Source organism: Halorubellus litoreus (assembly GCF_055378595.1).
Map to the genome: position 1 here is coordinate 1,956,160 of NZ_AP043836.1, position 24,466 is coordinate 1,980,625.

The following is a 24,466-nucleotide window of genomic DNA, read 5'->3' on the forward strand; positions in this document are numbered from 1 at the left end:
CGGGTGTGTCGAGTTGAAGCCTTTTCGTGTGCGGCGGGCGTAGCGGGGCGTGATGGAGCGACGTGGGGTGGTCGTGGGTGCGTTGGCGGTGGCGTCGGTGGCGCTCGCGGCGGGCGCGGTGTCGCCGTCGACAGCACCTGCTGGGGGTGGGAGTGTGACGTTCGGGGCGGGTGCGGGCGGTGGTGGTGGGGTGGCGCTCGGTGGCGTGCTCTGGCTGGTGGTGCTCGTGGCGCTGGTCGCGGGTGGGGCGTGGTTGCTCGTGGAGCGACTGCGGTCGGGCGGCGGTGGCGGGGAGCGGTTGCGGCGGCGGTTCGTCGCGCTGGTGCTCGCGGTGGCGGTCGTCGTGGCGGGCGTGCTGCTCGTGGCGGTGCGCGTGTTCGAGGACGGCGAGGGGCCAGGTGGCCCGGACGGTGTCGGTGGTCCGCTCGTGCAGGGGTCGCCCGAGAGCCTGCCTGCGACGGGTGGGCCGGGACCGGGCGTGGTCCTGGCGGTGCTCGTGGTGCTCGCGCTCCTCGTCGGCGGGTGGCTCGTGGTGCGACGACTGCGCGGCGACGACGGTGGCGAGCGCGTGGCGGACGAAGCGGCCGCGTCGGCCGAGGACGAACCCGACGACGCGGGAACTGACGTCGTCGACGGGACGGCGCTGGGGTCGGCGGCGGGCCGGGCAGCGGCGTACCTCGACGACGCGGGGTCGTCGCCGCAGAACGACGTGGTACGTGCGTGGCGGGAACTCGCGGCGGTGCTCCCGGTCTCGCGACCGGCGACGTCGACGCCTCGGGAGTTCGCGACGGCGGCGACGGCCGCGGGCGTCGACCCGGACGCGGTCGGGGAACTCACCGCGCTGTTCGAGGCGGTCCGCTACGGCGACCGCGACCCGACCGGCGAACGCGCCGAGCGCGCGATCGCGGCGCTCAAACGCATCGAGGCCGAGTACGGCGCGGACGAATCCACTGTCGACGAGGCGGACGCCGCCGGTGCCGCGCGCGACGAGATGGATGCTGCCGGTGCCGCGCGCGACGACGGGAACGAGGAGCGGGGGGAGGCGCCGTGAGGCGGTGGCTGGTCGCGGTCGGCGTCGGCGCGTTCGCGCTGGCGGGGGCGGTCGCGGCGACCGTCGGCGAGTCGACTGCTGGGAGCGTGCTCGGTCCGGTCGCGGCGGCGGTGGCGGTGGTGGCGGCGGCGTGGGTCGCGTACGCCGGTGGCGGTGACCGACTCGGACCGCTCCCGGCGGTGGAGTCGCCGGTCGCGAGCGACCCGCCGGGGGCGCGCCTGAACGTCGCGCTCGGTTCGCTGGTCGGACGCGCGCACGTCGAGTTGACGCCGCGCGGTGTGCGGGACGCGCTCCGGCGGGCGGCGACGGCGGTCGTCTCCGTTCGCGAGGGCGTCCCGGGGTCGGTGGCGCGCGAGCGCGTCGACGACGGCTCGTGGACGGAGGACGCCGTCGCTGCGCGGTACCTCGCGAGCGAGTGGTCGCTCCCGGAGTCGTCGGTCGCGGAGCGCGTCCGGGACGCGCTCGGCGTCGGCGGTGACCGGCCGGTGGTGGTCGCGGCGCGGGCCGCGGCGGACGCGGTGGCCGAACGCGCCGGCATCCACGGCGACGGTGACGCGCCGTCGTCGTCGTGGTTCCCGCCCGCAGCCGGGTTGGGTGCAGTCCCGCACACGGTCTCGCTGCCCGCGAGCGCCGCTGACGGCGGCGGTGAGGCGTCCGATGGCGACGGCGGGGAGGACGCCTCCGTGGGCGAAGACGCGGGGACGGTGCGTCGGGAGCGCGCTCGAACCGGCCGATACCGTGGCGCTGGCGCGTTCGCGCTGGTCGCGCTCGGCGTCGGGACGTTCGCGGGGTCGCCGGCGACGGCGTTCGCGGGCGCGGTCGCCGCCGCGTACGTAGCCTGGGGCGGTGCTGCGAGCGCCCCGAGCGTCGACCTCGCGGTGTCGCGGTCGCTCTCGACGACCGACCCCGACCCCGGCGAGCGCGTGCGCGTCGCGGTGACCGTGGAGAACGTCGGCGACGACGCCCTCCGCGAGTGCCGGGTCGTCGACGGCGTCCCGGCGGCGCTCTCGGTCGTCGACGGGTCGGCGCGCGCGCACTGCTCGCTCGCGTCCGGCGACGCCACCTCCTTCGAGTACGTCGTCGAGGCACGTCGCGGCGTGCACGCGTACGAGGGCGCGCTCGCGGTCGTCACCGACCGTGCCGGTGCAATCGAGGAGCGCCACGTCGTGCATGCGCCCGACGAACTCGAATGCGTTCCGCCGCTCGGCGACGCGACCCGGGACGTGCCGCTTCGCGAGCACACGACGCGGTACGCGGGGAACGTCGACACCGACGAGGGCGGGTCGGGCCTGGAGTTCTTCGGGACGCGCGAGTACCGCCGCGGCGACCCGCTCTCCAGGGTGGACTGGAACCGGTTCGCGCGAACGGGCGCGCTCTCGACGGTCGAGTTCCGCGAGGAACGCGCCGCGTCCATCGTCCTCGTCGTCGACGGCCGCGCCGCGGGCTACGTCGCCCCGGACGCGGGTGGACCGCACGCGCTCGACCGTGCGGTGGACGCGGCGGGGTCGCTGTACGACGCGCTCGTCGCGAGCGGGAACCGCGTCGGCGTCGCGGCGGTGTCGACGAGCGAGTGCTGGCTCCCGCCGGGGTCGGGTCGCGGGCACCGCGAGCGCGTCCGCGACCTCCTCGCGACGAACCCCGCGCTGTCTCCGGTGCCGGCGGCGCGGAACCTCCGCGTCACGCAGTCCGTCGACCGCCTGCGCCGTCGCATCCCGGACGGCGCGCAGGTGTTCTTCCTGACGCCGCTCTGTGACGACCGCGCCGCGACCATCGCGCGCCGGTTCGAGGCCGGCGGGCGCGCGGTGACCGTCCTGAGTCCGGACCCGACGCTCGCGCGAACGCCCAGTCATCGCCTCGCGCGCGTCGGCCGCCGCCTCCGCGTCACTGGCCTCCGCGGGTCGGGCGTCCGCGTCGTCGACTGGGCGTGGGACGAACCGCTCGGCGTCGCGCTCTCGCGGACGACCGTCTGGGGTGACGGCCGATGACCGACCGCGACGGGTCGACCGGGGGCGCCGAGGGGCGAGCGGTCGCGCCCTCGGGCGAGTCCGATGGGCTCGGAGCGACGAACCCGGGGTTCGTCGCGGCGGCCCTCGCTGCGGTGGTTGCGTTCGCCGCAACTGCTCCGGCGTCGTGGCTCGCGACGGCGGCGGCGGGCGGCGGCGCGCTGGCGCTGGCCGCTGGCGCGCGCCGGGGACGGGGACCGCTGGTTCGAGCCGGGAGCGTCGCGCTCGCCGCCGGGGCCGTGCTCGCCGGACTCGGCGGGGCGGCGCCGGTCGCGACGGCACTGGGTGCGTGGGGTGCGCTCGTCGCCTGGGACGGGGCGTCGTACGCGCTCGCGGTCGACGCTCAGGTCGGCACGGCGACGGACCGCGGGGTGGCGCTCGCACACGTCCGGGACGCGACGCTCGTCGGCGCGCTCGGGCTCGCGGTCGCCGCCGCCGCGTTCCTCGCAGGCGCCGGCGGCACGCCCGTCGTCGCCGGCGTCGCCATCGTCGCCGCCGTCGCGCTCGTCCTCGCGCTCGTCCTCGACTGAGTCGCGCCGTCGCCATCGTCGCCGCCGTCGCGCTCGTCCTCGACTGGGTCGCGCCGTCGCCGTGTCGCTCACCACCCGCCGAGCGTGCACGGACGTGCGCACAGCCCTCGCTCTCCGATTCGATGTATTCATAGTTGTGCAACCGCGCATATCCGCCATGAATCGAGCAGAGAAGGCCGCCTTGCAGCTTCGCGCGGTCTCCGTCCTCCGCATGCTCAAGGAGACCCGCACCTACGACGAACTGGCGGCCCTCACCGACCTGCCCGCCGGCGACCTGAACCGGTACGTGAACGGGCACGTCCTCCCGAGCGCCGACCGCGCCCGCGAGGTCGTCGAAGGGGTTGGCCGCGACGAACTCGCCGCCGAACTCGAGGAGCGCGTGCGCGTCGACGACGAGGGGTACGTCGACAACTCCGCAGCCGTCTTCGACCAGTCCTTCCTGGACCTCGCCGCGCCCGTCGCCGCCGACGCGTTCGACTTCGAAGCGCCCGACGTCGTCCTCACGGCCGCCACGGACGGTATCACGCTCGCCGCGGCGATGGCGAGCTACTTCGGCGCCCGCTGTGCGTACGCGAAGAAGACGAAGGAGACCGCGGTCGAGGAGTTCGTCGAAGCCCGCCAGCGCCTCCAGTCCGGCATCGAACTGACGTACTACCTCCCCGAGCGCGCGCTCGACGACGGCGACAGCGTACTCGTCGTCGACGACCTCATCCGGAGCGGCGAGACCCAGGAACTCCTGCTGGACATCGCACACACCGCCGGCGCGGACGTCGTCGGCGTGTTCGCGCTCATCGCCGTCGGCGACGACGGCGTCGACCGCGCCCGCGAGCACACCGACGCGCCCGTCGGCGCACTCACGCAGTTCTGAGCGACCGCGGTCGCGGGACAGGACCGCGCTCGCCCGCGCGAGCCGACCGGAGCGACGCTCAGACGTCGACGGCGACGAGGTCGTCGCGCGTCTCCCTGATGACCGCCGCGACCGCGGAGAGATCGGCGTCGACGTGCTCGGTGAGGGACTCCGTCGCGGTCAGCAGCCACTCCGCTCGCTCGACGGACCGCCGGACGTCACCGGGTTCGACGCCGTACTGCTCGCTGAGCTGCTCCACGTCCATCCCCTCCGAGACGTCCTCCAGGAGGAGTGCGGTCTTCAGCGAGTCCAGCCACGCCTGGTAGTCGCCGTCGAAGTCCATGACGTCCCGCGCGAGTTCGTCGCGTCGCCGCATCGCCGCGTCGCTCACCTGTCCGGCCTCGTCGTCGCGGACGTACACCGTCGGCATGTCTCGCGTATCACAGACGAGTTCGAGCACCGTGAGCGCGGTGACGTGCGGGAGCGTCGACGCGCGCTCCAATGCCTCGACGACGCTCGCGCCCGTCACGGGGTCGACGTACACGCGCGACACGAGGTCGCCGAGCGGCGTCGCACGCACCGACTGGCCGTCGCGCGCCAGCATCCCGACCGCGTCCAGGTACGTCAACACCTCGTCGACGACGTCGTCGATACCGCCATCGTCGCCGTCGTCAGCGGTCTCCTCCTCGCCGCCGTCGTCGCTCGTCGCGTCCACGTCGTCGTTGGCGTCCTCACCGTCGACGCCGCCGCCCTCGCGGCGCTGGTGCGCGTAGAACGTCTCGTCGAGGAGTTCCAGGATGGCCGCTCGCGAGTCCGCGAACCCGCTGGCGACGCTCGCGAGGACGTGCGTGCGGAGCGCGCGCTGGCTCCGGAGCTTCGAGCGCACCGGCTCGGGCTCGGCCTCGACGTACCGTTCGCGGACGTCGTCGACCTCGTGGCTCTCCGCGACCACGACCGCCTCACCGTAGGGGTCGAGGTGCGGACGACCGGCGCGCCCGAACATCTGGTGGACCTCCAGCACCGACAGCGGCTCCATCTCGCTGCCGTTCCAGCGCTCGTGGTCGCGGACGACCACCCGTCGGGCGGGGACGTTCACGCCCGCCGCCAGGGTCGGCGTCGCGACGATGACCTTCAGCTCGCGGTCGCGGAACGCGCGCTCGACCACCCTGCGCTGCTCGCTCGCCAGCCCAGCGTGGTGGAACGCGACGCCGTGCGCCGCACAGCGCGCGAGCTCCACGCCCGTCGCGGTCCGCGCCGTCGACTGCAGTTCTTCGGCGACGTCCGCGGGCGTCGCGTAGAACTCGTCGACGAGCGTCAGAGCGAGGTCCTGCGCGCCGCGGCGCGAGTTCACGAACACGAGGCACTGGCCGTCCTCGCCCTCGACGACGTCCGACGCGAGCGCGCGCGCCGCCCCCTGCTCGCCCGCCGGCACCCGCCGGACCTCGCCGTCGGAGAACTGCATCGCGTCGTCGGCGTACACGCCCGTCTTCAGGTCCACGGGCCGCCAGTCCGACGCGACCAGTTCGGCGTCCAGCCAGTCCGCGATCGCGCGAGCGTTCCCCACGGTCGCGGACAGCCCGACGAGCTGGACGTCCGGCGTCAACCGGCGGAGCTTCGCGATGGTGACCTCGAGCGTCGGCCCCCTGCCCTCGGCGTCCAGGAGGTGTATCTCGTCGACGACGACGCACGACAGCGCTTCGACCCAGCTCGCGCCGTTCCGGATCGCGGAATCGACCTTCTCGCTCGTCGCCACGACGACGTCGTGCTCGGCGAGGTCCTCGTCGGTCGCGTCGAAGTCGCCGGTCGCCATCCCGACGCTCACCCCGGGGAGCGCGTCGAACTCGTCGAACTTCTCGCTCGCGAGCGCCCGTAGCGGCACCACGTAGAGCGCGGGGCCGTCCGCGGTCAGCATCGCGAGTTCCGCGACGAGCGTCTTCCCGCTCGCCGTCGGGATCGCCGCGAGCACGCGCTCGCCGTTGCAGACGCCCGCTTCGACGGCCGCGACCTGCGTCGGGTACAGCTCCTCGACGCCCTGGGACTCGAAGTGCGCGACGAACTCGTCGTCCAGTGGAAGGTCGGCGACGTCCATCTGGCAGGGATTTCGGCGGGACCACGTATAAAGAATCGTCCGGGCGAGGGATGGACTCCCGAGCGCGTCGGATTCGGTGAGCGGCCTCCTTACGGGCCTGGGGGCCCTATCGTCGCGTATGTTCCCCGACCTGCCGGTCGCGATGGGGTGGCTGAACCTCGCGTTCCTGAACTATCCGGTGGAGCCGTCCGTCGTCGACGAGCGCCTCCCGGACGCGCTCGCCGTGGACACGTACGACGGCGACGCGTGGCTGTCGGTGGTGCCGTTCACGAACGTCGCGGTCCGCCCGAAGGGCCTCCCGCGCGGGCTCGGGTTCGCGCTCCCCGAACTGAACCTGCGGACGTACGTCCGGCGGACGGACGCGGACGGCGGCGGTGCGCCCGGCGTCTACTTCTACAGTCTCGACGCGGACGGCGACCTCGGCGTCGCCGCCGCACGGGTCTTCCATCACCTCCCGTACTACCGCGCGGACATCTCGCTGGACGAGGACGGAGCGGGCGGCGTTCACTTCACGTCACGTCGTACGCACCCGGGGACTCGCCCCGCGAACTTCGACGCGACGTACCGGCCGACGAGCGAGCCCGAAGCGGGCCTCGGCGGCGACCCCGACGACCCGCTGGACGCACGGCCCGGGACGCTCGCGGAGTTCCTCACCGAACGCTACCGGTACTACACCGAGACGCCCGGCGGCGACCTCCGCTCGGCGGGCATCGAGCACCCGCGCTGGCCGCTCGCGACCGTCGACGTCGACGTCCGCGAGAACCAGGTGTTCGAGGCGAACGGGTTCCCCGACCCCGACCGCGAGGGCCCGCACTACTACAGTCCCGGCGTCGACGTCACCGCCACCGGAAGCAGGCGCGTGGACTGACTCCGGACAGCGAGCGGTGCGCGAGTCGACTCCCCAACGGGGAGCGAGCGACCGCTGCTGATACTTCAGATTCCTCAGACACGTCTCGGACCGTAATCTGTCCAAACCCGTTTTCTATCCATATTCGTGTATAGAAAATCCGCATTCCAATCGAAAGTATTTACGATGGTGGTCTTGAGTTGGTCGAACGTGAATCATGGCTCTGGGTGATAGCGTCGCCGCGTTCTTCGGCTTCGACGACCACGGCACAGACTACTCGACCGAACTGCTCGCGGGCCTGACGACGTTCCTCACGATGAGCTACATCATCGTCGTCAACCCGTTCATCCTCAACATCGCGATCACCGACGCGAAACTCGGCGTCGCCGACGGGATGGCCGTCCAGCTCCTCGCCGTCACCACCATCCTCTCCGCGGTCGCCGCGATGCTCGTCATGGGGCTCTACGCGAACCTCCCGTTCGGGCTCGCCTCCGGCATGGGCCTCAACGCGTTCTTCGTCAGCGTCGTCCTCTCCCCACAACTCGGCATCACGTGGCAGACCGCGCTCGCCGCCGTCTTCCTCGAAGGCGTCCTCTTCATCGCACTCACCGCCATCGGCGCCCGCGAGTACGTCATCAACCTCTTCCCCGAACCCGTCAAAGCCGGCGTCGGCCCCGGCATCGGGCTGTTCCTCGCCATCATCGGCCTCCAGTTCATGCGCATCACCGCGTTCGACACGAGCGACATCCTCTCGTTCAACCCAATCCTCGCCCAGGACCCCGTCGCCGTCGTCTCCATCCTCGGCATCCTCCTCACGTTCGTCCTCTACGCCCGCGGCACGCGCGGGTCCATCGTCATCGGCGTCCTCGGCACGAGCGCGCTCGGCTACATCGCGGCAGCTGTCGGCCTCGAAGCCGCAGCCAACGAAGTCGGCGACACCTACGACCTCCAGCCGCAAGCACTCGCACCGAGCGACGTCATCGGTATCGTGAACGACGCGCTCGCGTTCGACGCCGCATCCTACGACATCACGCCGCTCGCCGGCGCGTTCCTCGAGGGCTTCGGTGACGTCACCGGCCTCACGTTCGCGATGGTCCTGTTCACGTTCTTCTTCGTCGACTTCTTCGACACCGCCGGCACGCTCGTCGGCCTCTCCCGCGCGGCCGACATGACAGACGAGGACGGCGAAGTCCCCGACATGGACGAACCGCTCATGGCCGACGCCATCGGTACCACCGTCGGCGGCATCCTCGGCACCTCGACGGTCACGACGTTCATCGAATCCTCCACCGGTATCGAGGAAGGCGGCCGCACCGGGTTCACGACGCTCGTCGTCGCCGGCCTCTTCCTCCTCACGCTCCCGTTCATCCCACTGCTCGGCCTCCTCCCCGCGTACGCGCCGTACGTCGCACTCCTCGTCGTCGCCGTGTTCATGCTCCGGAACGTCACCGACATCGCGTGGGACGACAACGCCCACGCCATCCCCGGCGCACTCACCATCACGCTCATGCCGCTCACGCACTCCATCGCCACCGGCATCGCCGCCGGCCTGCTGTCCTACCCGCTCGTCAAGACCGCGCAAGGCGAGTTCGAGGACGTCCAGGTCGGCCAGTGGGCACTCGCCGCTGCGGTCGTCATCTACTACGTCGTCCGCACGAACACGCTCGCCTAGACACCGCCGGAAGACCCGCTTTTCGCGCCACAGTCACCGCATACCACGAGGCTTATACCGACCGTACCGTTTCCTACGCCTAATGTCCGCCCGCTCCGCTCTCGTGGACGCGCCACGCCGCCACAAGCTCAGGGCGCTCCTCGCCGTCGTCGTCCTCGCGCTCGTCGTCGGCGCCGGCGTCACGAGCGCGAACTACGAGCCCCCCGAACTCGAGGCCGGAACCGTCGAAAACGAAGCGAACGGCACCACGTACGTCGCCGTGCAAGGGTTCCACTTCGACGGCGAAGGCAACAAGAAGAAGCCCGCGCGACTCGTCGCGTTCGACGAACGCGCCAGCACGAAGTGGGTGTACGACGGCGGCGAGAGCGTCTCGTGGTTCTACGACGTCGACCCGCTCCCGAACGGCAACCTCCTCGCCGTCAACACCAAACCCGGGAAGACGCTCGTCTACGAGCTCGACCCGCAGACCAGAGAGCGCGTCTGGTCCGAGACCCTGAACATCACGGACACGCACGACGTCGACCTCATCAACGGCGACCAGCTCCTCGTCGCGCACCTCCGCGCGAGCGAGGGGTCGACGAGCGACGAGGGCGCGTTCATCTACAACCTCACGACCGACGAACGCACGTGGGAGTGGGACTTCGCCGACCACTACCCCGCGAGCACCGACCAGGGAATCTCGAACACCGGCGACTGGTCGCACGTCAACGACATCGACAAGATCGCGCCCGGCGAGTACATGCTCTCCCCGCGGAACTTCGACCAGGTCATCGTCGTGAACAAGTCGACGAAGAACGTCACGATGCGCCTCGGGGCCGACGGGAACCACGAGATCATGGACGAACAGCACAACCCGACGTACCTCGAGAGCGAGAACGGCACCCCCACCGTCCTCGTCGCGGACTCCGAGAACGACCGCGTCGTCGAGTACGCGTGCGAATCCCGGTACGCGAACGGGACGTGCGACTGGAATCAGGTGTGGGAGGTCGGGAACGGCCAGTTCGACTGGCCGCGAGACGCCGACCGCCTCCCGAACGGGAACACGCTCGTCGTCGACACGCAGAACCATCGCGTCGTCGAGGTGACGCCGTCCGGCGAGATCGTCTGGGAGACGCTCGCGCCGTGGGCGCCGTACGACGTGGAGCGCGAAGTGTACGGTGACGAAGCGATGAACGCGTCGCGCCCCACCATCCGCGACATGGGTGCGAGCGGGTCGTACCGGCTGTCGGGGAGCGCGGGCCTCGTCCCCGGCACCGGCGAGTCCATGAGCTTCTCGGACTGGGTGTCGGGAACGTTCGGTGAACTCCCCGTCGTCGGCGGCGCCGCGAACGGGTTCGCCGACCAGTGGGACGTCATCTCCGAGTGGGTACGACCGGTGTGGCTCGACCCGTGGGCGTTCGTCGGCCTCGTCGTCGCCGCCATCCTCGCGGTCGCGTGGACCGTCGGCGAACTCGCGTACTGGCAGCGCGCGCGCCTCGCCAGCGCCCGGCAGCGTCTCACGAGCTGACCGCGAACCGCTCGCTCCTGCACGACGCGTGCACGCGACCACGGTCCTCTTGTCCACGGAACGCGTCCCCTCGACCGATGACACTCGAACTCTACGAACTCCCGGGCTGTCCGTACTGCGCGAAGGTGAAGTCGAAACTCGACGAACTCGGACTCGAGTACGAATCCCACGAGGTGCCGAGCTCGCACGCGAGACGCGACGAAGTGAAAGCCGTCAGCGGCCAGACGGGCGTCCCCGTGCTCGTCGACACCGAACACGACGTCGAGGGGATGCCGGAATCCGACGACATCGTCGCGTACCTCGAGAAGACCTACGGCGACGCCGCCGCCTGACCCGTCGATTCCCGCGTTCTCCACGAACCGATTCGCACGAGAGCGACCGCTCTCGACCGCGTTTCTGAATCAAACAACGAGAGCCGTCGGAGGCGCCTCTGAGAGACGCCGAAACCGCTTCAGACGGCGTGAATCAGGCGGGTTCTTCGACGTCGGAGCGCTCCCGGATGATGTCCCGGAGCGTCTCCGCGTCGTCGACGTCCTCGACCTCGTCCATCTCGATGATGGCGGTGCCGTCGACGCTCTCGCGCTTGGACCGGTCGACGAAGTACACCGAGCGCGTCCGCGTCACGTTCCCGATCGAGGCCATGATGCGAGCGCGCTTCTCCGCGGTTCGATTGAACTCGCTGTGACCGGTGAGGACCGTCGACTCCGCGTCGCCACGACCCCTGCCTTCCTCGTCCTCGCTCACCGCCTTGAACGGTGCACGGAGCGTCGGATGCACGCTGAATCCGGCGCGACGCAGGACCGCGACGACCGGTGCATCGTCGGGGTCCGCTTCCGGGTCCTCCGGCATCGGGTCCGCCTCGCGGACCTCCTCGGCGCCGTCCATCACGTCCACCGGCGCCGTCAACGGCGCGTCGAACAACTCCTCCAGTCGCTGCGCGATCTCCACGCTCGCGTTCATGCCGTCCTCGTACTTCGAGACGGTGCGCCGGGACACGCCGAGTTCCTTCGCGAGCTGTCCGAGACTCATCTCCGCCTCCTGGCGTTCGTCCGCGAGCAAGTCACCGTCCAGCGTCACGTACAACCCGCCCGGTGCGGCGTAGATGAGCGGCGGGATGCCGTCGACGAACAACTGGACGGCGGTATCCGGCGAGATGACGGGGACGCCGTGCCGGAAGTACGTCACGTCCGGCTTCAGATCCTCGTCGCGCGTCCGCAGGCCGACGACGATCGGCGTCGCGTCCAGGTACGTGCCGAGGCGACGCAGTTCCGCGCCCGTCGCGGCGTCCAGCGCGTCCACGTTCGCGAGCACCTTCACCAGGAGGATCTCCTCGCCGCGGCGGGCGACCAGGTCGAAGCTCTTGGGGCGGACCGCGCACCGGTCGCTCACGACGAAGCCGGCGTCGCCGAGCATCGCGGTGATGTTCCCCAGTAGTGCCTCCCGGGACATACCCACACGTAAGCTGGCGATGCCATATATGCGTTGTGACGCGGCCAGACGCGTCCAGTCGGGCGATTCACCGATTCACCCGGCGAACCACTTAAATAGTATCGTGGTGCGGGACGCGAGCCGCTCGACGGGGGACGCACGCGGCCCGAAACGGGTTTGTCGGCGCGAGGCCGTACGGTCTGGCGATGACGGTCGTTGGCGTCGACGACACGGATTCGCGAGTCACCGGGATGTGCACGACGTTCGTCGCGCACTCGATAGCGACCGCGCTCCGCGACCGCGGCCACGACGTCGACCGCGTCGTGCTCGCCCGCCTGAATCCGGCGGTCAAACACAAGACGCGAGGGAACGCGGCGCTCGCGGTGCATACCGACGCGCCGGTCGCGGTCGTTCGCGGCGTCGCGAGCGAGGTCGTGGACGACTGCGCGCAGGTCGACGCGCCGGAGACGAACCCGGGACTCGTCGTCGCCGCCGGTGATCCCGGAGACCCCGACGCGATTCCGGACGCGGTCGCGGCGTTCGCGGCGGACGCGGTCCACGAGCTCCACGACCTCGCGGACGCTCGCGAGCTGGCTTCGGAGTGCGGGTTCGCGGTCGAGTCCTGGGGCGACGGGCGCGGTGTCGTCGGCGCGCTCGCGGCGGTCGGCGCGTGGCGAGCGTTCGAGGACTGGACGACTGAACACATCGCGTACCGCGAGCGCGAGCGCTGGGGGACAGACCGCGACGTGGACGCAGACGCCCTCTTCGACGCGGCAGACGACGCGTACCCCGGCGCGTGGGATACCGTCGACCGCGAGACTGGCGACCTCGTGTGCGTTCCACGGACGCCGTGTCCCATCCTGCTCGCGGTCCGCGGCGACGACCCCGAGGCGTGTCGTCGCGTGGTCGACGACACCGTCGGCGCTGACGGGACGGAGTCCGTCCGGTCGCGGGAGACGTTCGTCACGAACCAGGGGACGGACGCGCACCTCCGGACGGGGGCGTCGCTCGCCGACCTCGGCGACGACCGCGCGTACCGCGTCGACGCCGTCGTCGCGACCACCCCGGAGACGCGCCGCGGCGGGCACGTCTTCGTCGGACTCGCGGGCGGGGACGCGGTCGTCGGTCCGGGCGGTGACGCGACCGCGATCCCGGCCGTGGACGCGGCCGACGACGAGTCGGTCGTGCGCGAGGCGGCGGCGTTCGAGCCGACGAAGCACTTCCGGGACCGCGTCCGGTCGCTCGTCCCTGGGGACCGCGTCACGGTCTGCGGCGAGGTCAGCGATGGGACGCTGAAACTGGAGAAGTTCGCGCTCCGCGAGCGCGTGGAGACGGAACTGGCGACGCCCGACTGTCCAGACTGCGGGCGGTCGATGAAGTCCGCGGGCCGCGACCAGGGCTATCGCTGTCGGGACTGTGTGACGAGCGCGCCCGGGAAGGTCGAGGCGCCCCTCGAACGCGACCTCGAACCCGGTTGGTACGAGGTGCCGCCGTGCGCGCGCCGCCATCTGGCGAAGCCACTCGTCAGGGGCGGATTCGACGCGTCCACGCACCCCGAGCGCTAGGTGTGCGGTCGCGTCCCGACGGCGTCGTCACTCGCGTCCCTGTGGGGCGAGCAGGCGAACCGCGGCGGGGGGTCGCGTCGCTGGTTCACGCTCCCGTCTCGGGCGACGCGACCGACTCGTCAGTGCATCGTGGGCGGTCGCCGCGGCATCCTATTTGAACGCTCGGACGCGACACGGGGTGTGCTCGGTCAGTCCTCGGTGACGTGCGTCCAGGCGCGCTCGAAGCGCTGGTCGTGCGGTTCGAGGTATCGGTGGTCGCTGGCGGCGAACTCGTCCGGCGTGAACCAGCCGACCGTCTGTACTTCGGGGCCGGGTTCGGGCGTGCCCGTCGCGTGGCGCGCGTGAACGACGTATCCCATGGAGACGACGTACTTCCCGTCCCCTCGCGTTAGCGTGTACGCGTCCAGCAGGTCGAGGTCCTCGGGGTCGACGCGGACGTTCGTCTCCTCCGCGAGTTCCCGGGCGGCCGCGCGCTCGGGGGACTCCTCGACCTCCATGTGGCCGCCGGCGAGCGTCCACTTGCCGACGCCGGGTTCCACGTCGCGACGCGTGAGGAGTGCGCCGCGCTCGGGGTCGACGACGGCGACGCCCGCGCACGGCACGGGGTTGCGCCACTCGACGCGGTCGCAGGACGCGCAGTACTGGCGGTCGCGGCCGTCGACGTGCGTCGTTCCGAGTTCGGTGCCACAGCGCGGACAGTACGTCGCTTCGTAGGTGGTCATCGATGGGGGGAGAGGAGTTCGGCCGCGATTCAGAGCGTCTTCAGGCCGCTGCCGGTGAGCGGGACGACGACGTCGTGCTCCGCGTGGAGGACGTCCGCGTCCTGGAGTTTCCGGAGGGCGGCGGGTGCGACGGCGCACGTCGGTTCGACGTAGAAGCCGTCGCGGTGGAGGTCGTCGAGCGTGTTCTCGACGATGTTCTCGCCGAGTGCGATGGCGTCACCGCCGGAGGACTCGATGGCGTGCTGTATCTCGTCCATGCGAGCCGGTTCGCGGATCTGGATGCCGTCCGCGATCTCGTTCGGCGCTTCGGGTTCGTCGTCCGCGTGCACTTCGGTCGTTCCGAGTTCGCCGTGGCGGGCCTCCACGACGGGCGCGTACCCCGCGGCCTGTGCGGCGAACAGCGGCGGTACGTCGTCGATGATGCCCGCCTTCGCGAGGACGTCGAACCCGCGGTACGCGCCGAGGAGGAGCGTCCCGTGCCCGCAGGGGAGGACGACCGCGTCCGGTGCCTCCCAGTCGCGTTGCGCGACGAGCTCGAGCGCGAACGTCATCGTCCCCGCGTAGAACGCCGGGTTCCACGCGTGACTCGCGTACCAGCCCTCACCGTTCTCGACCGCGTCTATCGCGGCCGCGGTGACGTCCTCGCGGGAGCCTTCGACGCGAACGGGGCGCGCGCCGGCGCGCTGGATCGCCATCAGCTTCGACTGCTTGACGTCCGCCGGCACGTAGATGTCCGCCTCGATGCCGGCGCGAGCGGCGTACGTCGCGATGGCCGCACCCGCGTTCCCGGAGGAGTCCTCGACGACCTTGTCGACGCCGAGGTCGACCGCGCGCGACAGCGTCGTCGTCGCGCCGCGGTCCTTGAACGACCCGGAGGGGAACAGGTACTCGAGTTTGAAGTCGGCGCCCCAGTCGGGCGCGTCGACGAGCGGCGTGAACCCCTCGTCGAAGCTCACGCGACGCTCGACGGGGAGGAACTCGTGGAACGTCCACAGGCCCCGTCGCGTGTCGAGTTGCGAGACCGGGAGGGGGTCGCCGCCGGGGACCGGCTGGTCGACGAGGTTCAGGGCGTGCCCGCACGAGCACCGCCAGGGTTCCTCGGCGCCGGCGTCGTACGTCTCGTTACAGCTCGGACAGGTGAGGTCGCGTACCATGTTAGTAGGAGTCGATGTCGGTGCCGACCGAGCAGACGTACTCGCCGGACGCGACCTGCGGAAGGCGTCGCGTCCGCCAGAACACGCCCGCGGAGTCGGCGGTCACTTCGGCCTTCCGCGTCCCGAACGGGTCGGTGACGGTGAACAAGCGGTCGCCCCTGGCGACGTCCGCGCCGAGGTCGACGTGGAAGTCGACGAGGCCGCCCGCGGGCGAGCCGTACTGGTCGAAGCTCTTCGCGCGCGTCTGCGTCGCCCGCTCGACGTCGCCCTCTATGAAGTCGTAGTAGTGGAGGACGTTGAACACGCCGTCGACCCCGATTTGGATCGATTCCTCGTCGAACCCGACGCTCCCGCCGAGCTCGGGGTCGATGGTGGGGACGCCCTCGTCGGGCGCGGCGCGCGCCAGCTGGCCGTCCGGGCCCTTCTGGTCGAGGATGTGCCCGGCGCCGAACACCTTCGCGAGCTCCAGGCACTTCTGGTGGAGGCGATGCCGTCGCCCACACCGGACGCGCGCTTCGTTTATCATCCGACTCGTCGACCCCTGGTGGAGGTCGAGCACGAGGTCCGCGTCGCGAGCGACGTCGAACGTCGCCGCGGCGATGCGCTCGCTCGAGGACCCCTCGGTGTCGCCGGGGTACGCGCGATTCATCTTCGTGTCGTCGATGGGGTTCCGGTGTTTCGCGACCTGGAACGCGTGATAGTTCACGATCCCGACGATGTGTATCTCGCCGGCGAGCTCGCTCGGGTCCACTCGGGGGACGACCTCGCGGAGGACGCCGACGCCGTTGAGTTCGTCGCCGTCGCTCGCCGCTTGCATGTAGAGCGTTCGTCCGTCGTCGGCGCCGTTGATGACGCAGACCGGTAGCCCGATGGGGCTGCCGTCTCGCGTCTCGCCGACGGTCAACCGCCCGGTGTCGACCTCGCCCGGGTCGGCCGTCGCGCTGCCCAGCGTCGTCATTACCGGAACGGAACGCACGACGCGTCTTTATTGTTCGGATGCCCGGGGGCTGTCGGGGTGGCGTGCGTCGAGCGGGTGCGGTCGGCCTCGGGAATCGTCGGGGCTTTGTGCGCGCCAGCCTTACGGTCGCGCGTGCCAGACGCTTCGTCGACGTCGTCGTCGGACGCCGAGGAGTCCGCCGCGAGGGACGGTGGGACGGGCGCGGTCGACGACCGCCCGGACCGCGCGCCGGTCGCAGGCCTCGTCGACGCGCTCGGCGTCGTCGACCACGCCAAGCGCGGGCTCGCCGTCGGGCTCTCGCTCGCCGCGGTCGTGTTCGGGTTCTTCGTCGTCCTCCCGCTCGTCGACCCCGGGACGCCAGCGCGCGCCGAATCCCCGATTCTGTACGTCGCGCTCGCGTTCGTCGTCGCGACCGCGGCGACGCTCCTCGTCGCGAGCGCGCTCGCGGTTCGCGCGGTCGCCGGCCGCGTCATGGATTACGCGAAGTGGACGCGCCGCGCCGCGGTCGTCGCCGCCGTCGGCGGCGCGTGGTGGGCGCTCACCGGCGCGCTCGCGCTCGCCGTCACCGTCGACGTCGCGCCCGCGAGCGTCGAACCCCTCGTCCTCGCGACGCTCCCGCTGCCCGTGCTCGTCCTCGCCGTGGGCGCGTGGAGCGCGCTCGCCCGCACCGGCAGCGCCGACGGGGACGGAACCGATTCGCTCGACAGCGACGGGACCGACGTGTTCGACCACGTCCTCGCGCGACCGCGGGTCGCGAACGCCGGCGCCGTCCTCGCGCTCGTCGGCATCGCCCTCGTTCACGTCGCGACGTTCCTCGAGACCGAGGCGTTCCTCGGCGCGACTCCCGGGAACGTGACGGGGGCCGGGTTCCTCGTCGGCGGAGCGCTCGCGCTCGCCGCCGGAACCGCCGCCCTCGCGCTCGCCGTCCACCGCAGAACCCGTGATACGCCCCTCACGACCGGCGCAAGCGCCTTCGCTGGCGCGTCCCTCGGACTTGCTGGGCTCGTCGCGACGGAACCCCTCCTCACGCCGATAACGCTGCTCGTCCTCCCCGGCCTCGCCTGGATACTCCTCGGCGTCACCGTCGCCCGCGACCCCGGCACGTACCCCGAACGCCCCGTCTGAGACCCGAAACACCGATCGGCGGCCCAGCAGACAGAAACGGCCGCCTGGGGGCGGCCGTACGCTCGAACGGTCAGTCAAGCTATCGACAAGAAACGGCCGCCTGGGGGCGGCCGTACGCTCGAACGGTCAGTCAAGCTATCGACAAGAAACGGCCGCCTGGGGGCGGCCGTACGCTCGAACGGTCAGTCAGTCAGTCAGTCCACGTCCAGAGAATCGTCGCCCGCGAGCGCCGCGAGTCGCTCCGCGCCCGCTCGCGTGCCCTTCGCGACGAACACGTCGCCGGCGTGGAGCGTCGTCGTCGGCCCCGGCGACGGCTCCCACTCGCCGCCGTCACCGTCTCCGTCGTCGCTACCGTCGCCATCACCGTCGCCGTCTGCGGCGGTGTGCCGGACCGCGACGACGCGCATCCCGGTCTCCGTCGCCACCTCGTGCTCGCCGAGCGTCGACCCAGCGAGCTCGCTCCCCGTCGCCACCTCCAGGCGGACGACGACCTCGTCGCTCTCGAACACCGCCTCGGCGACCACCGGGTGCGTGCCGAGGCCGCGCAGCACGCCCTCCGCGATCTCCAGAGCCGCGTCACTGATGACCTCCGTCGACCCCGCGAGATGCACGAGCCCGCGGAGCGACACCGGGTCGTCGACGCGGGCGGCGGCGCGGAGCGTCCACGCCTCGAACCGCGACTCCAGCGCGTCGACCTCCGCCTCCAGCTCCGCGACCTCCTCCGCGAGCGCCGTGCTGTCGTAGAGGACCGCGCCGTACGCCAGGTCCACCGCGACCTCGCTCACGTTCTTCATCAGGACGATCGCGTCCACCGCGCGCTCCAGGTCGTCGATACCGGCCTCGACGTCCGCCGGCGGCTCGTAGGGCTCGCCCGACGCCGTCTCCGAGACCGCCGCCAACTGCTCGTCCGGCCCACGGAGCACGAGCACGTCCCCCGCCTGGAGGACGGTATCGCGGTCGGGATTCAGGAGCCAGTCGCCGCGGCTCGCCGGGCGCTTCGCCGCCTCCCGCGTCGTGGACGCACCCCCTGACTCGTCGTCCCGGGGGGTCGACGCGCCGTCGTTCTCGTGCGCGCGCCCCCCACCACGCCGGATGGCGATGATGCGGACGCCCGTCTCGGTCTCCAGGTTCACGTCCGCGAGCGAGCGACCCGCGTACCGCGACTCCGAAACGAGGTCCGTGCGCGCCACCGTCTCCACCGCCTCCGGGAGCACCGACCGGAGCGCGTCCGGCAGTCCGATCTCCTCCAGGACGACCTTCGCGATGTCCCCCGCCGCGTCGCTGATCTTCTCGGTCGCGCCGACGACCGCGAGCACCGGCGCGAGCGCCTCCGCGTCCTCCGGGCTCCGCGCCGCCACGAGGAGGCTCATCCGCGCTCGCATCTGGAGGACGTCCATGCGGTCCTCGAGCGCTAATACCTCCTCGGCGACCGCGGGACTCCCGAACAGGACCGCCGAGTACGACAGGTCGATCATGAGCTCCGCGGTGTCCTTCATCTCCGCGAGCACCGCCTTCACGCTCACCGGCTCGTACTCGACGCTCCCCGTCATACCCGGACCAACGCTGGGCCGCGAAAAAAGCGTTCGCCCGCGCGTCGACGCCGACCGGGCACCGCCGCCGCGCTCTCGCTGCGACGACCGCGGCGACCGACCGAGAACTGGATTCGTAGTGAAACGCCGAACAACCGACTTCGCGGGGCTTACGTCGTGAACGACAACCCTTTTCGGCCACCCCCGTCAAGGTTCACGGTATGTCTGACGAGTTGAAGAAGGGGCTGGAGGGCGTCCTGGTCGCTGAATCGGCGCTGAGCTTCATCGACGGCGACGAAGGGCGACTCATCTACCGCGGGTACGAGATCGAGGACCTCGCTCGCGGCGCCAGCTACGAGGAAGTCCTCTACCTCCTCTGGCACGGGGAGCTCCCGAATCGGGAGCAGTACGACGAGTTCCGCGACACGATGGCGGCGGAGCGCCACGTGGACGACGGCGTCATCGACACCGTCCGCGAGCTCGCCGAGCAGGACGAGGAGCCGATGGCGGCCCTTCGCACAGGCGTCTCGCAGCTCTCCGCGTACGACCCGGACGCGGCCGCGGACCCGACGGACCGGGAGGCGAACCTCCGGAAGGGCCGCCGCATCACCGCGAAGATCCCGACGATTCTCGCGGCGTACGACCGCGTGCGGAACGGCGAAGAGATCGTGGAGCCGCGCGAGGACCTGTCTCACGCCGCGAACTTCCTCTACATGCTGAACGGCGAGGAGCCCAACGACGTGCTCGCGGAGACGTTCGACATGGCGCTCGTCCTCCACGCCGACCACGGCCTGAACGCGTCGACGTTCACGTCGATGGTCATCTCGTCGACGCTCGCGGACCTCCACTCGTCGATCCCGGGCGCCATCGGCGCGCTCTCCGGGAGCCTGCACGGCGGCGCGAACCAGGACGTCATGGAGGCGCTGCTCGAACTCGACGATACGGACATGGAGCCCGTGGAGTGGGTCGAGCACCTCCTCGACGAAGGCCGTCGCGTCCCCGGGTTCGGGCATCGCGTCTACAACGTGAAGGACCCGCGCGCGAAGATCCTCGGCGAACGCTCGAAGGAGCTCGGCGAGGCGGCGGGCGACCTGAAGTGGTACGAGTACTCGACGAGCATCGAGGAGTACATCATGGACGAGAAGGGCCTCGCGCCGAACGTCGACTTCTACTCGAGTTCGACGTACTACCAGATGGGTATCCCCATCGACATCTACACGCCCATCTTCGTGATGAGTCGCGTCGGCGGCTGGATCGCGCACGTCCTCGAACAGTACGAGGACAACCGCCTCATCCGGCCGCGCGCCCGCTACGTCGGCAGCGAACACGAGGACTTCGTCGCGCTCGGCGAGCGGTAACTGACTGACTGACTGACTGACTGCACGAGCATACGGCCGCCGCCAGGCGGCCGTTTCTGGCCGAGGTGTCGCTGTTTCTGATTGCGGGGTCGCCGTTTCTGGCCGAGCGGTGCTGTGTTCTTGGGCTGGTTCTGTTCTGGAGTGGTGCTGTTGGTGGTGGTTCTCGCGGGGTGGGTTCGTGGGGTGGTGCTATGGTCGTGGCGGGCGTAGTGGTCGGTATGAGGAACGTCGAGTACGTGTATACGCTCGGGATGGACGAGGCGGAGGTCGGCGAGTATCTGTCGCGAGCGGAGACGGGGGTGTTGTCGCTCGCGGATGGCGGTGAGGCGTACGGTGTCCCGGTGCACGTGCATTACGACGGGGATGACGTGTTCGTGCGGCTCGGGGAGCGCGAGGGCAGCGAGAAGCTCGAGTTCCTGGAGGCGACGACGTCCGCGTCGCTGGTGGTGTACGGTGCGGGCGAGTCGGAGTCCTGGAGCGTGCTGCTCCGCGGCGACCTGGTCCGTGAGGGAGAAGCGTCGGCGACGACGATCAACGAGCGGTTCGGGCCGATGCGTATCTTCGGCGAGACCGTGCAGGACCTCGACGCGGCGCTGTACCGGTTCGACGCGGAGAGCGTGACGGGTCGCCGGACGCCGCTCGACGGCGCGACCGAGGTCGTCGACCCCGAGGAATGACCGACGGCTGGCCCGACCCGGTGACGGCCACCGTCACCGACCATGAGGTTTACACGAGACGTAAACCTCCACGGTCGCGGTGGCGGTGGCGGTCGCTGCTGCTGCTGTTGCGGTGGCGGTCGCTGCTGCTGCTGTTGCGGTGGCGGTCGCTGCTGCTGCTGTTGCGGTGGCGGTCGGTGTTGCGGTCGCGGTGCGGTGTCGGAGAAGCGTCCGGCGGCGAAGCCGCCGGTTCACCGGGCCGAGCGTCGCGAGGCCCGGGTGTTTTTCACCCATGTTTTTACGAGGAGCGGTCGCCGCAGGCGACCCGACGACGTAAAAAGATGGTCGGTAAAAAGATGGTTGCTTAATCTGCGCCGCTGGATTCGCGCCAGCCGCAGTGCGTGCAGTGTGTGGACCCGCCCGTGTGGTTTGTGGGGTGGGTGCATCGGAGACACGTCATTGGTTGCTTCACCTCCTTCGAGTCCTGGAGGCGATGTTGGGATTTGAGGGTTGCGGGAGTCTGCGTGGCACTGGCTCGGTGGTGTCGTTCGGGGTGGAGGGTGGTGGGTTGGTGGTGTCGTTGGCGAACCGGTAGCTTGATTGAACGAGTGTGCAAGTGTTCGAGTATGTCTACTAGCAGGCTGGAGCGGTTCGTGGCGGCGACCGACGACGAGTGTTGTCCGTCGGACGTCGAGGCGCGTCGTCGCGAGCTGTCGGGGTTCGCGGCGACGGCGGACGAGCGGTCGCGGGCGCGGGACCTCGACGTGCTCCGGACGCTCGCGGACGATACGCGCTACCGCATCGTCCGCATCCTCGAGGCGGCGGGCGAGGAGTTGTGTGTCTGCGAGTTCGCGCCGTTCCTGTCGGTGAGCGAGAGTGCGGTGAGTCACGCGCTCAGTGACCTGACGACGGCGGGACTACTCGACCGGCGGAAGGAGGGTCGATGGCGGTACTACGAGACGACCGAGCGAGCGACGGCGCTGCTCGACGCGCTCGACGCGACCGCGGAGGGCGTGCGATGACTGACGATGCCGACGCGGTGACGACTGTCGGGTTCGTGTGCGTGCAGAACGCGGGGCGAAGTCAGATGGCGACCGCGTTCGCCGAGCGCGAACTCGCCGAGCGCGACCTCGACGGCGACGTCAGTATCGTCACTGGCGGTACGGACCCCGCCGAGCACGTGCACGACGTCGTCGTCGACGTCATGGCGGACGTCGGCATCGACCTCGCGGACCGCACCCCGCGCGAGGTGACGTTCGACGAGATACAGGCGTGCGACTACGTCGTCACGATGGGGTGTGCGGCCGAGGACGTCTGTCCGGCGTCGTGGGCGGGCGAGAACCGCGACTGGGGACTGGACGACCCGGACGACGCGACGCGCCAGGAAGCGGTCGCGATTCGCGACGAGATCGCCGAGCGGGTCGCTTCGCTGTTCGACGAGCTCGCGGCCGCGAACTGAGTCCTGGACGAACCCCGACGACGGCGCGTGCTCAGCGACTCCCGTCTCGCTGGCCGTCCGGGACGTTCAGCGCGTTCCGCGCGAGGGTTTCGACGCCCCGGCGGATGCGTTCGGATACCGCCTGGTCGCTGATACCGAGTAACGCGCCGAGGTCCGCGGTCGAGATGCCGCGTGGCACGCGGAAGTACCCGGTCTCGACGGCGGTGACGAGCGCGTCCACCTGCGCGGTCGTCAACCCGAAGTCGGGGTCCGTCGATTCCGCGGCGGTGTAGACGCGACCGACCTCGAGCGGGATGCCGGCGTCGGTGGTCGTTCGCTGGAAGTCGGCGAGCAGCCCGGTGGACGGGAACCGCAGGCGGAACCGCCAGCGGCCGTCGCGCGCGCTCGCGGCGAGCACCTGTCCCTCGTGCTCGATGAGGAGTTCGAGGAGGTCGTCGACGGCGTTCTCGCTCCAGGTGACGCGGTAGAGGTCGCCGTCGTCCTCGTCGGGGACGAGCACGACGGCGTCGACCGCGGGGTTCGCGGCGAGCGTCTCGGCGAACACCGCGGGGTCGGCTTCACCGCGAACGCGACAGTACGGGAACAGCCCGTCGTCGATCGGGACGATGCACTCCAGGTCGACTGTCGAGCCGTGCGAGACGGCGAGCGCCCGGCCGACGACGAAGTCGTCGCCGTCGGCGGTGAACTCTGCGATGACGCTCATTCCTGAAGAGAGGGTTTCTGACGTGATACGTATTGCCCCTGACGGGCCGAGAGGCGGCCGTGAAGCGGTGGAATCGCTGGCGAGTGACGTGGGGGTGGGAATCGCCACGGCTATCGGGGCGCCGACGCGAGTACGGGCATGGACCTCGGGAAGGTCGACCGCGATTTCCTCGACGCGCACGTCCTCGATCACCTCGGTGCTTCGCGCGACGACGTTGCACTCGGCCCGAAACACGGCGTGGATTTCGGCGTGCTCGACGTCGACGGGACGGCGCTGGTCGCAGCGACGGACCCCGTTTCGATACTGCCGGCGCTCGGCTGGGAGCGCGCCGCGGAGTTCGCGCTCTCCATCGTGCTCGCGGACGTCGCGGTCTCGGGTATCCCACCGAGTCATCTCGCGGTCTCGTTCTCGCTTCCGCCGGAGATGACGGACGAGGCGTTCGCGGCGGTCTGGGAGACCGTCGACGCGGAGTGCCGAGACCTCGGCGTGAGCGTCCTCACGGGGCATACTGCGCGGTACGGGGGGTGTTCGTTCCCGTGGGTGGGGGCTGCGACCGCGATGGCGGTCGGCGAGCACGAGGACGTCGTCCGACCGGACGGGGCTCGGCCGGGCGACCGCGTGCTCGTGACGAACGGGCCGGCGGCCGAAGCGACGGGTCTCCTCACGACGCTCTACCCGGAGGGGTTCGACCTCGACGATGCGACGCTTGCGGACGCACAGTCGCGGCTCGACGACGCGTCGTGCGTCCGCGAAGCGCTTCGATTGGCGGCGGCGACGGACGTGCACGCGATGCACGACGCGACCGAGGGCGGGCTCGCTGGCGCGCTGAACGAGGTGGCGGCGGGCGCTGGCGTCCGCATCGACGTCGACCGGGAGCGCGTCCCGTTCATGCCCGGCGTCGAGGCGGCGTGTCGCGACCTCGACGTCGACCCGTGGGCGTGTACGTCCGCGGGGACGCTCGTCGCCGCCGTCCCGCCGGAAGCCGTCGACGGCGCGCTCGCGGCGCTCCGCGACGAGGGCGCGACCGCCGCAGAGATCGGGCGCGTCAGCGATGGTGACGGCGTCTTCGTGGACGGCGACCGCCTCGAGCACCCGGACGTCGACCCGTCCTGGGCGGCGTTCGAGGCGCTTTCGGCCGAGTACGGCGACGGTTGACGCGGTCGGAATTGGCGGGCGGGTAGGTGCGAGCCTGGCACCGGCGGCTTCGGCGACGACGATTCAATCACCGAGACCGACAACGACAAGGTGGTACCACTTGGTGAT

22 protein-coding genes are annotated in these 24,466 nt (G+C 70.8%); 15 read left to right on the plus strand and 7 right to left on the minus strand.

Features of this window, described 5'->3' with window-relative positions:
* The first annotated feature begins 52 nt into the window (after positions 1-52).
* The 4 genes from ACZ48X_RS13935 (at position 53) to ACZ48X_RS13950 (ending at position 4,452) form a co-directional block, all read left to right on the plus strand.
* Positions 53-1,051, plus strand: coding sequence for a DUF4129 domain-containing protein (locus tag ACZ48X_RS13935; RefSeq protein ID WP_336349136.1), 999 nt, complete (start codon positions 53-55; stop codon positions 1,049-1,051).
* Complete coding sequence (locus tag ACZ48X_RS13940) at positions 1,048-3,036, plus strand: DUF58 domain-containing protein (protein WP_336349135.1); 1,989 nt, start codon at positions 1,048-1,050, stop codon at positions 3,034-3,036. Before ACZ48X_RS13935 ends, ACZ48X_RS13940 begins: the two co-directional genes overlap by 4 nt.
* Positions 3,033-3,584 carry a DUF7519 family protein gene (locus tag ACZ48X_RS13945; protein WP_336349134.1) on the plus strand — a complete coding sequence of 184 codons (552 nt, stop codon included), beginning with the start codon at positions 3,033-3,035 and terminating at the stop codon, positions 3,582-3,584. Before ACZ48X_RS13940 ends, ACZ48X_RS13945 begins: the two co-directional genes overlap by 4 nt.
* 157 nt (positions 3,585-3,741) lie before the next feature.
* On the plus strand, positions 3,742-4,452 hold the full coding sequence (locus tag ACZ48X_RS13950) for a phosphoribosyltransferase family protein (protein WP_336349133.1): 711 nt from the start codon (positions 3,742-3,744) through the stop codon (positions 4,450-4,452).
* A gap of 58 nt (positions 4,453-4,510) precedes the next feature.
* On the opposite strand, the gene ACZ48X_RS13955 is transcribed toward ACZ48X_RS13950, so the two are convergent.
* Positions 4,511-6,520, minus strand: a complete 2,010-nt coding sequence (locus ACZ48X_RS13955; RefSeq protein WP_336349132.1) for a DEAD/DEAH box helicase — start codon at positions 6,518-6,520, stop codon at positions 4,511-4,513.
* A 118-nt stretch (positions 6,521-6,638) separates the two neighbouring features.
* Between ACZ48X_RS13955 and ACZ48X_RS13960 the strand changes: the two genes are divergently transcribed.
* The 4 genes from ACZ48X_RS13960 (at position 6,639) to ACZ48X_RS13975 (ending at position 10,878) form a co-directional block, all read left to right on the plus strand.
* Entirely contained in the window at positions 6,639-7,388 is a 750-nt protein-coding gene (locus ACZ48X_RS13960; RefSeq protein WP_336349131.1) for a YqjF family protein, read from the plus strand.
* A 196-nt stretch (positions 7,389-7,584) separates the two neighbouring features.
* Complete coding sequence (locus ACZ48X_RS13965; RefSeq protein ID WP_336349130.1) at positions 7,585-9,039, plus strand: NCS2 family permease; 1,455 nt, start codon at positions 7,585-7,587, stop codon at positions 9,037-9,039.
* Between the two features lie 82 nt (positions 9,040-9,121).
* Positions 9,122-10,546 carry an arylsulfotransferase family protein gene (locus tag ACZ48X_RS13970; RefSeq protein WP_336349129.1) on the plus strand — a complete coding sequence of 475 codons (1,425 nt, stop codon included), beginning with the start codon at positions 9,122-9,124 and terminating at the stop codon, positions 10,544-10,546.
* A gap of 77 nt (positions 10,547-10,623) precedes the next feature.
* A complete protein-coding gene (locus ACZ48X_RS13975) occupies positions 10,624-10,878 on the plus strand; it encodes a glutaredoxin family protein (RefSeq protein ID WP_336349128.1) in 255 nt (84 codons plus the stop codon).
* A 133-nt stretch (positions 10,879-11,011) separates the two neighbouring features.
* On the opposite strand, the gene ACZ48X_RS13980 is transcribed toward ACZ48X_RS13975, so the two are convergent.
* Positions 11,012-11,995: a transcriptional regulator gene (locus ACZ48X_RS13980; protein WP_336349127.1), complete on the minus strand. Its 984-nt coding sequence runs from the start codon at positions 11,993-11,995 to the stop codon at positions 11,012-11,014.
* A gap of 185 nt (positions 11,996-12,180) precedes the next feature.
* Between ACZ48X_RS13980 and ACZ48X_RS13985 the strand changes: the two genes are divergently transcribed.
* Positions 12,181-13,539 (plus strand): tRNA(Ile)(2)-agmatinylcytidine synthase, encoded by a 1,359-nt coding sequence (locus tag ACZ48X_RS13985; RefSeq protein ID WP_336349126.1) that lies wholly within the window; start codon positions 12,181-12,183, stop codon positions 13,537-13,539.
* Positions 13,540-13,727: 188 nt separating this feature from the next.
* Here ACZ48X_RS13985 and ACZ48X_RS13990 read toward each other — a convergent pair whose 3' ends face one another.
* Genes ACZ48X_RS13990 through ACZ48X_RS14000 form a run of 3 tightly spaced genes read right to left on the minus strand, consistent with a single transcriptional unit; the run spans position 13,728 to position 16,373 of the window.
* The gene (locus ACZ48X_RS13990; protein ID WP_336349125.1) at positions 13,728-14,261 is read right to left on the minus strand and encodes an NUDIX hydrolase; all 534 of its coding nucleotides are present in this window, start codon (positions 14,259-14,261) and stop codon (positions 13,728-13,730) included.
* Between the two features lie 29 nt (positions 14,262-14,290).
* A complete protein-coding gene (locus ACZ48X_RS13995) occupies positions 14,291-15,415 on the minus strand; it encodes a pyridoxal-phosphate dependent enzyme (RefSeq protein WP_336349124.1) in 1,125 nt (374 codons plus the stop codon).
* A gap of 1 nt (position 15,416) precedes the next feature.
* A complete protein-coding gene (locus tag ACZ48X_RS14000) occupies positions 15,417-16,373 on the minus strand; it encodes a succinylglutamate desuccinylase/aspartoacylase family protein (protein ID WP_336349123.1) in 957 nt (318 codons plus the stop codon).
* 132 nt (positions 16,374-16,505) lie between these two features.
* On the opposite strand from ACZ48X_RS14000, the gene ACZ48X_RS14005 reads away from it, so the two are divergent.
* Entirely contained in the window at positions 16,506-17,498 is a 993-nt protein-coding gene (locus tag ACZ48X_RS14005; RefSeq protein WP_336349122.1) for a DUF7536 family protein, read from the plus strand.
* A gap of 194 nt (positions 17,499-17,692) precedes the next feature.
* Here the strand turns inward: ACZ48X_RS14005 and ACZ48X_RS14010 are convergent, their stop codons facing one another.
* Positions 17,693-19,048, minus strand: coding sequence for a potassium channel family protein (locus ACZ48X_RS14010; RefSeq protein ID WP_336349121.1), 1,356 nt, complete (start codon positions 19,046-19,048; stop codon positions 17,693-17,695).
* 200 nt (positions 19,049-19,248) lie between these two features.
* Here ACZ48X_RS14010 and citZ point away from each other — a divergent pair, with 200 nt between their 5' ends.
* The 4 genes from citZ (at position 19,249) to ACZ48X_RS14030 (ending at position 22,500) form a co-directional block, all read left to right on the plus strand.
* Positions 19,249-20,385: a citrate synthase gene (citZ, locus tag ACZ48X_RS14015; protein ID WP_336349120.1), complete on the plus strand. Its 1,137-nt coding sequence runs from the start codon at positions 19,249-19,251 to the stop codon at positions 20,383-20,385.
* Positions 20,386-20,603: 218 nt separating this feature from the next.
* The gene (locus tag ACZ48X_RS14020) at positions 20,604-21,062 is read left to right on the plus strand and encodes a pyridoxamine 5'-phosphate oxidase family protein (RefSeq protein ID WP_336349119.1); all 459 of its coding nucleotides are present in this window, start codon (positions 20,604-20,606) and stop codon (positions 21,060-21,062) included.
* Between the two features lie 605 nt (positions 21,063-21,667).
* Positions 21,668-22,063, plus strand: coding sequence for an ArsR/SmtB family transcription factor (locus tag ACZ48X_RS14025; RefSeq protein ID WP_336349118.1), 396 nt, complete (start codon positions 21,668-21,670; stop codon positions 22,061-22,063).
* A complete protein-coding gene (locus tag ACZ48X_RS14030; protein WP_336349117.1) occupies positions 22,060-22,500 on the plus strand; it encodes an arsenate-mycothiol transferase ArsC in 441 nt (146 codons plus the stop codon). Before ACZ48X_RS14025 ends, ACZ48X_RS14030 begins: the two co-directional genes overlap by 4 nt.
* 31 nt (positions 22,501-22,531) lie before the next feature.
* Here the strand turns inward: ACZ48X_RS14030 and ACZ48X_RS14035 are convergent, their stop codons facing one another.
* Positions 22,532-23,203, minus strand: coding sequence for a bacterio-opsin activator domain-containing protein (locus ACZ48X_RS14035; RefSeq protein ID WP_336349116.1), 672 nt, complete (start codon positions 23,201-23,203; stop codon positions 22,532-22,534).
* Positions 23,204-23,341: 138 nt separating this feature from the next.
* On the opposite strand from ACZ48X_RS14035, the gene ACZ48X_RS14040 reads away from it, so the two are divergent.
* On the plus strand, positions 23,342-24,358 hold the full coding sequence (locus tag ACZ48X_RS14040; RefSeq protein WP_336349115.1) for an AIR synthase family protein: 1,017 nt from the start codon (positions 23,342-23,344) through the stop codon (positions 24,356-24,358).
* The last annotated feature ends 108 nt before the right edge of the window (positions 24,359-24,466 follow it).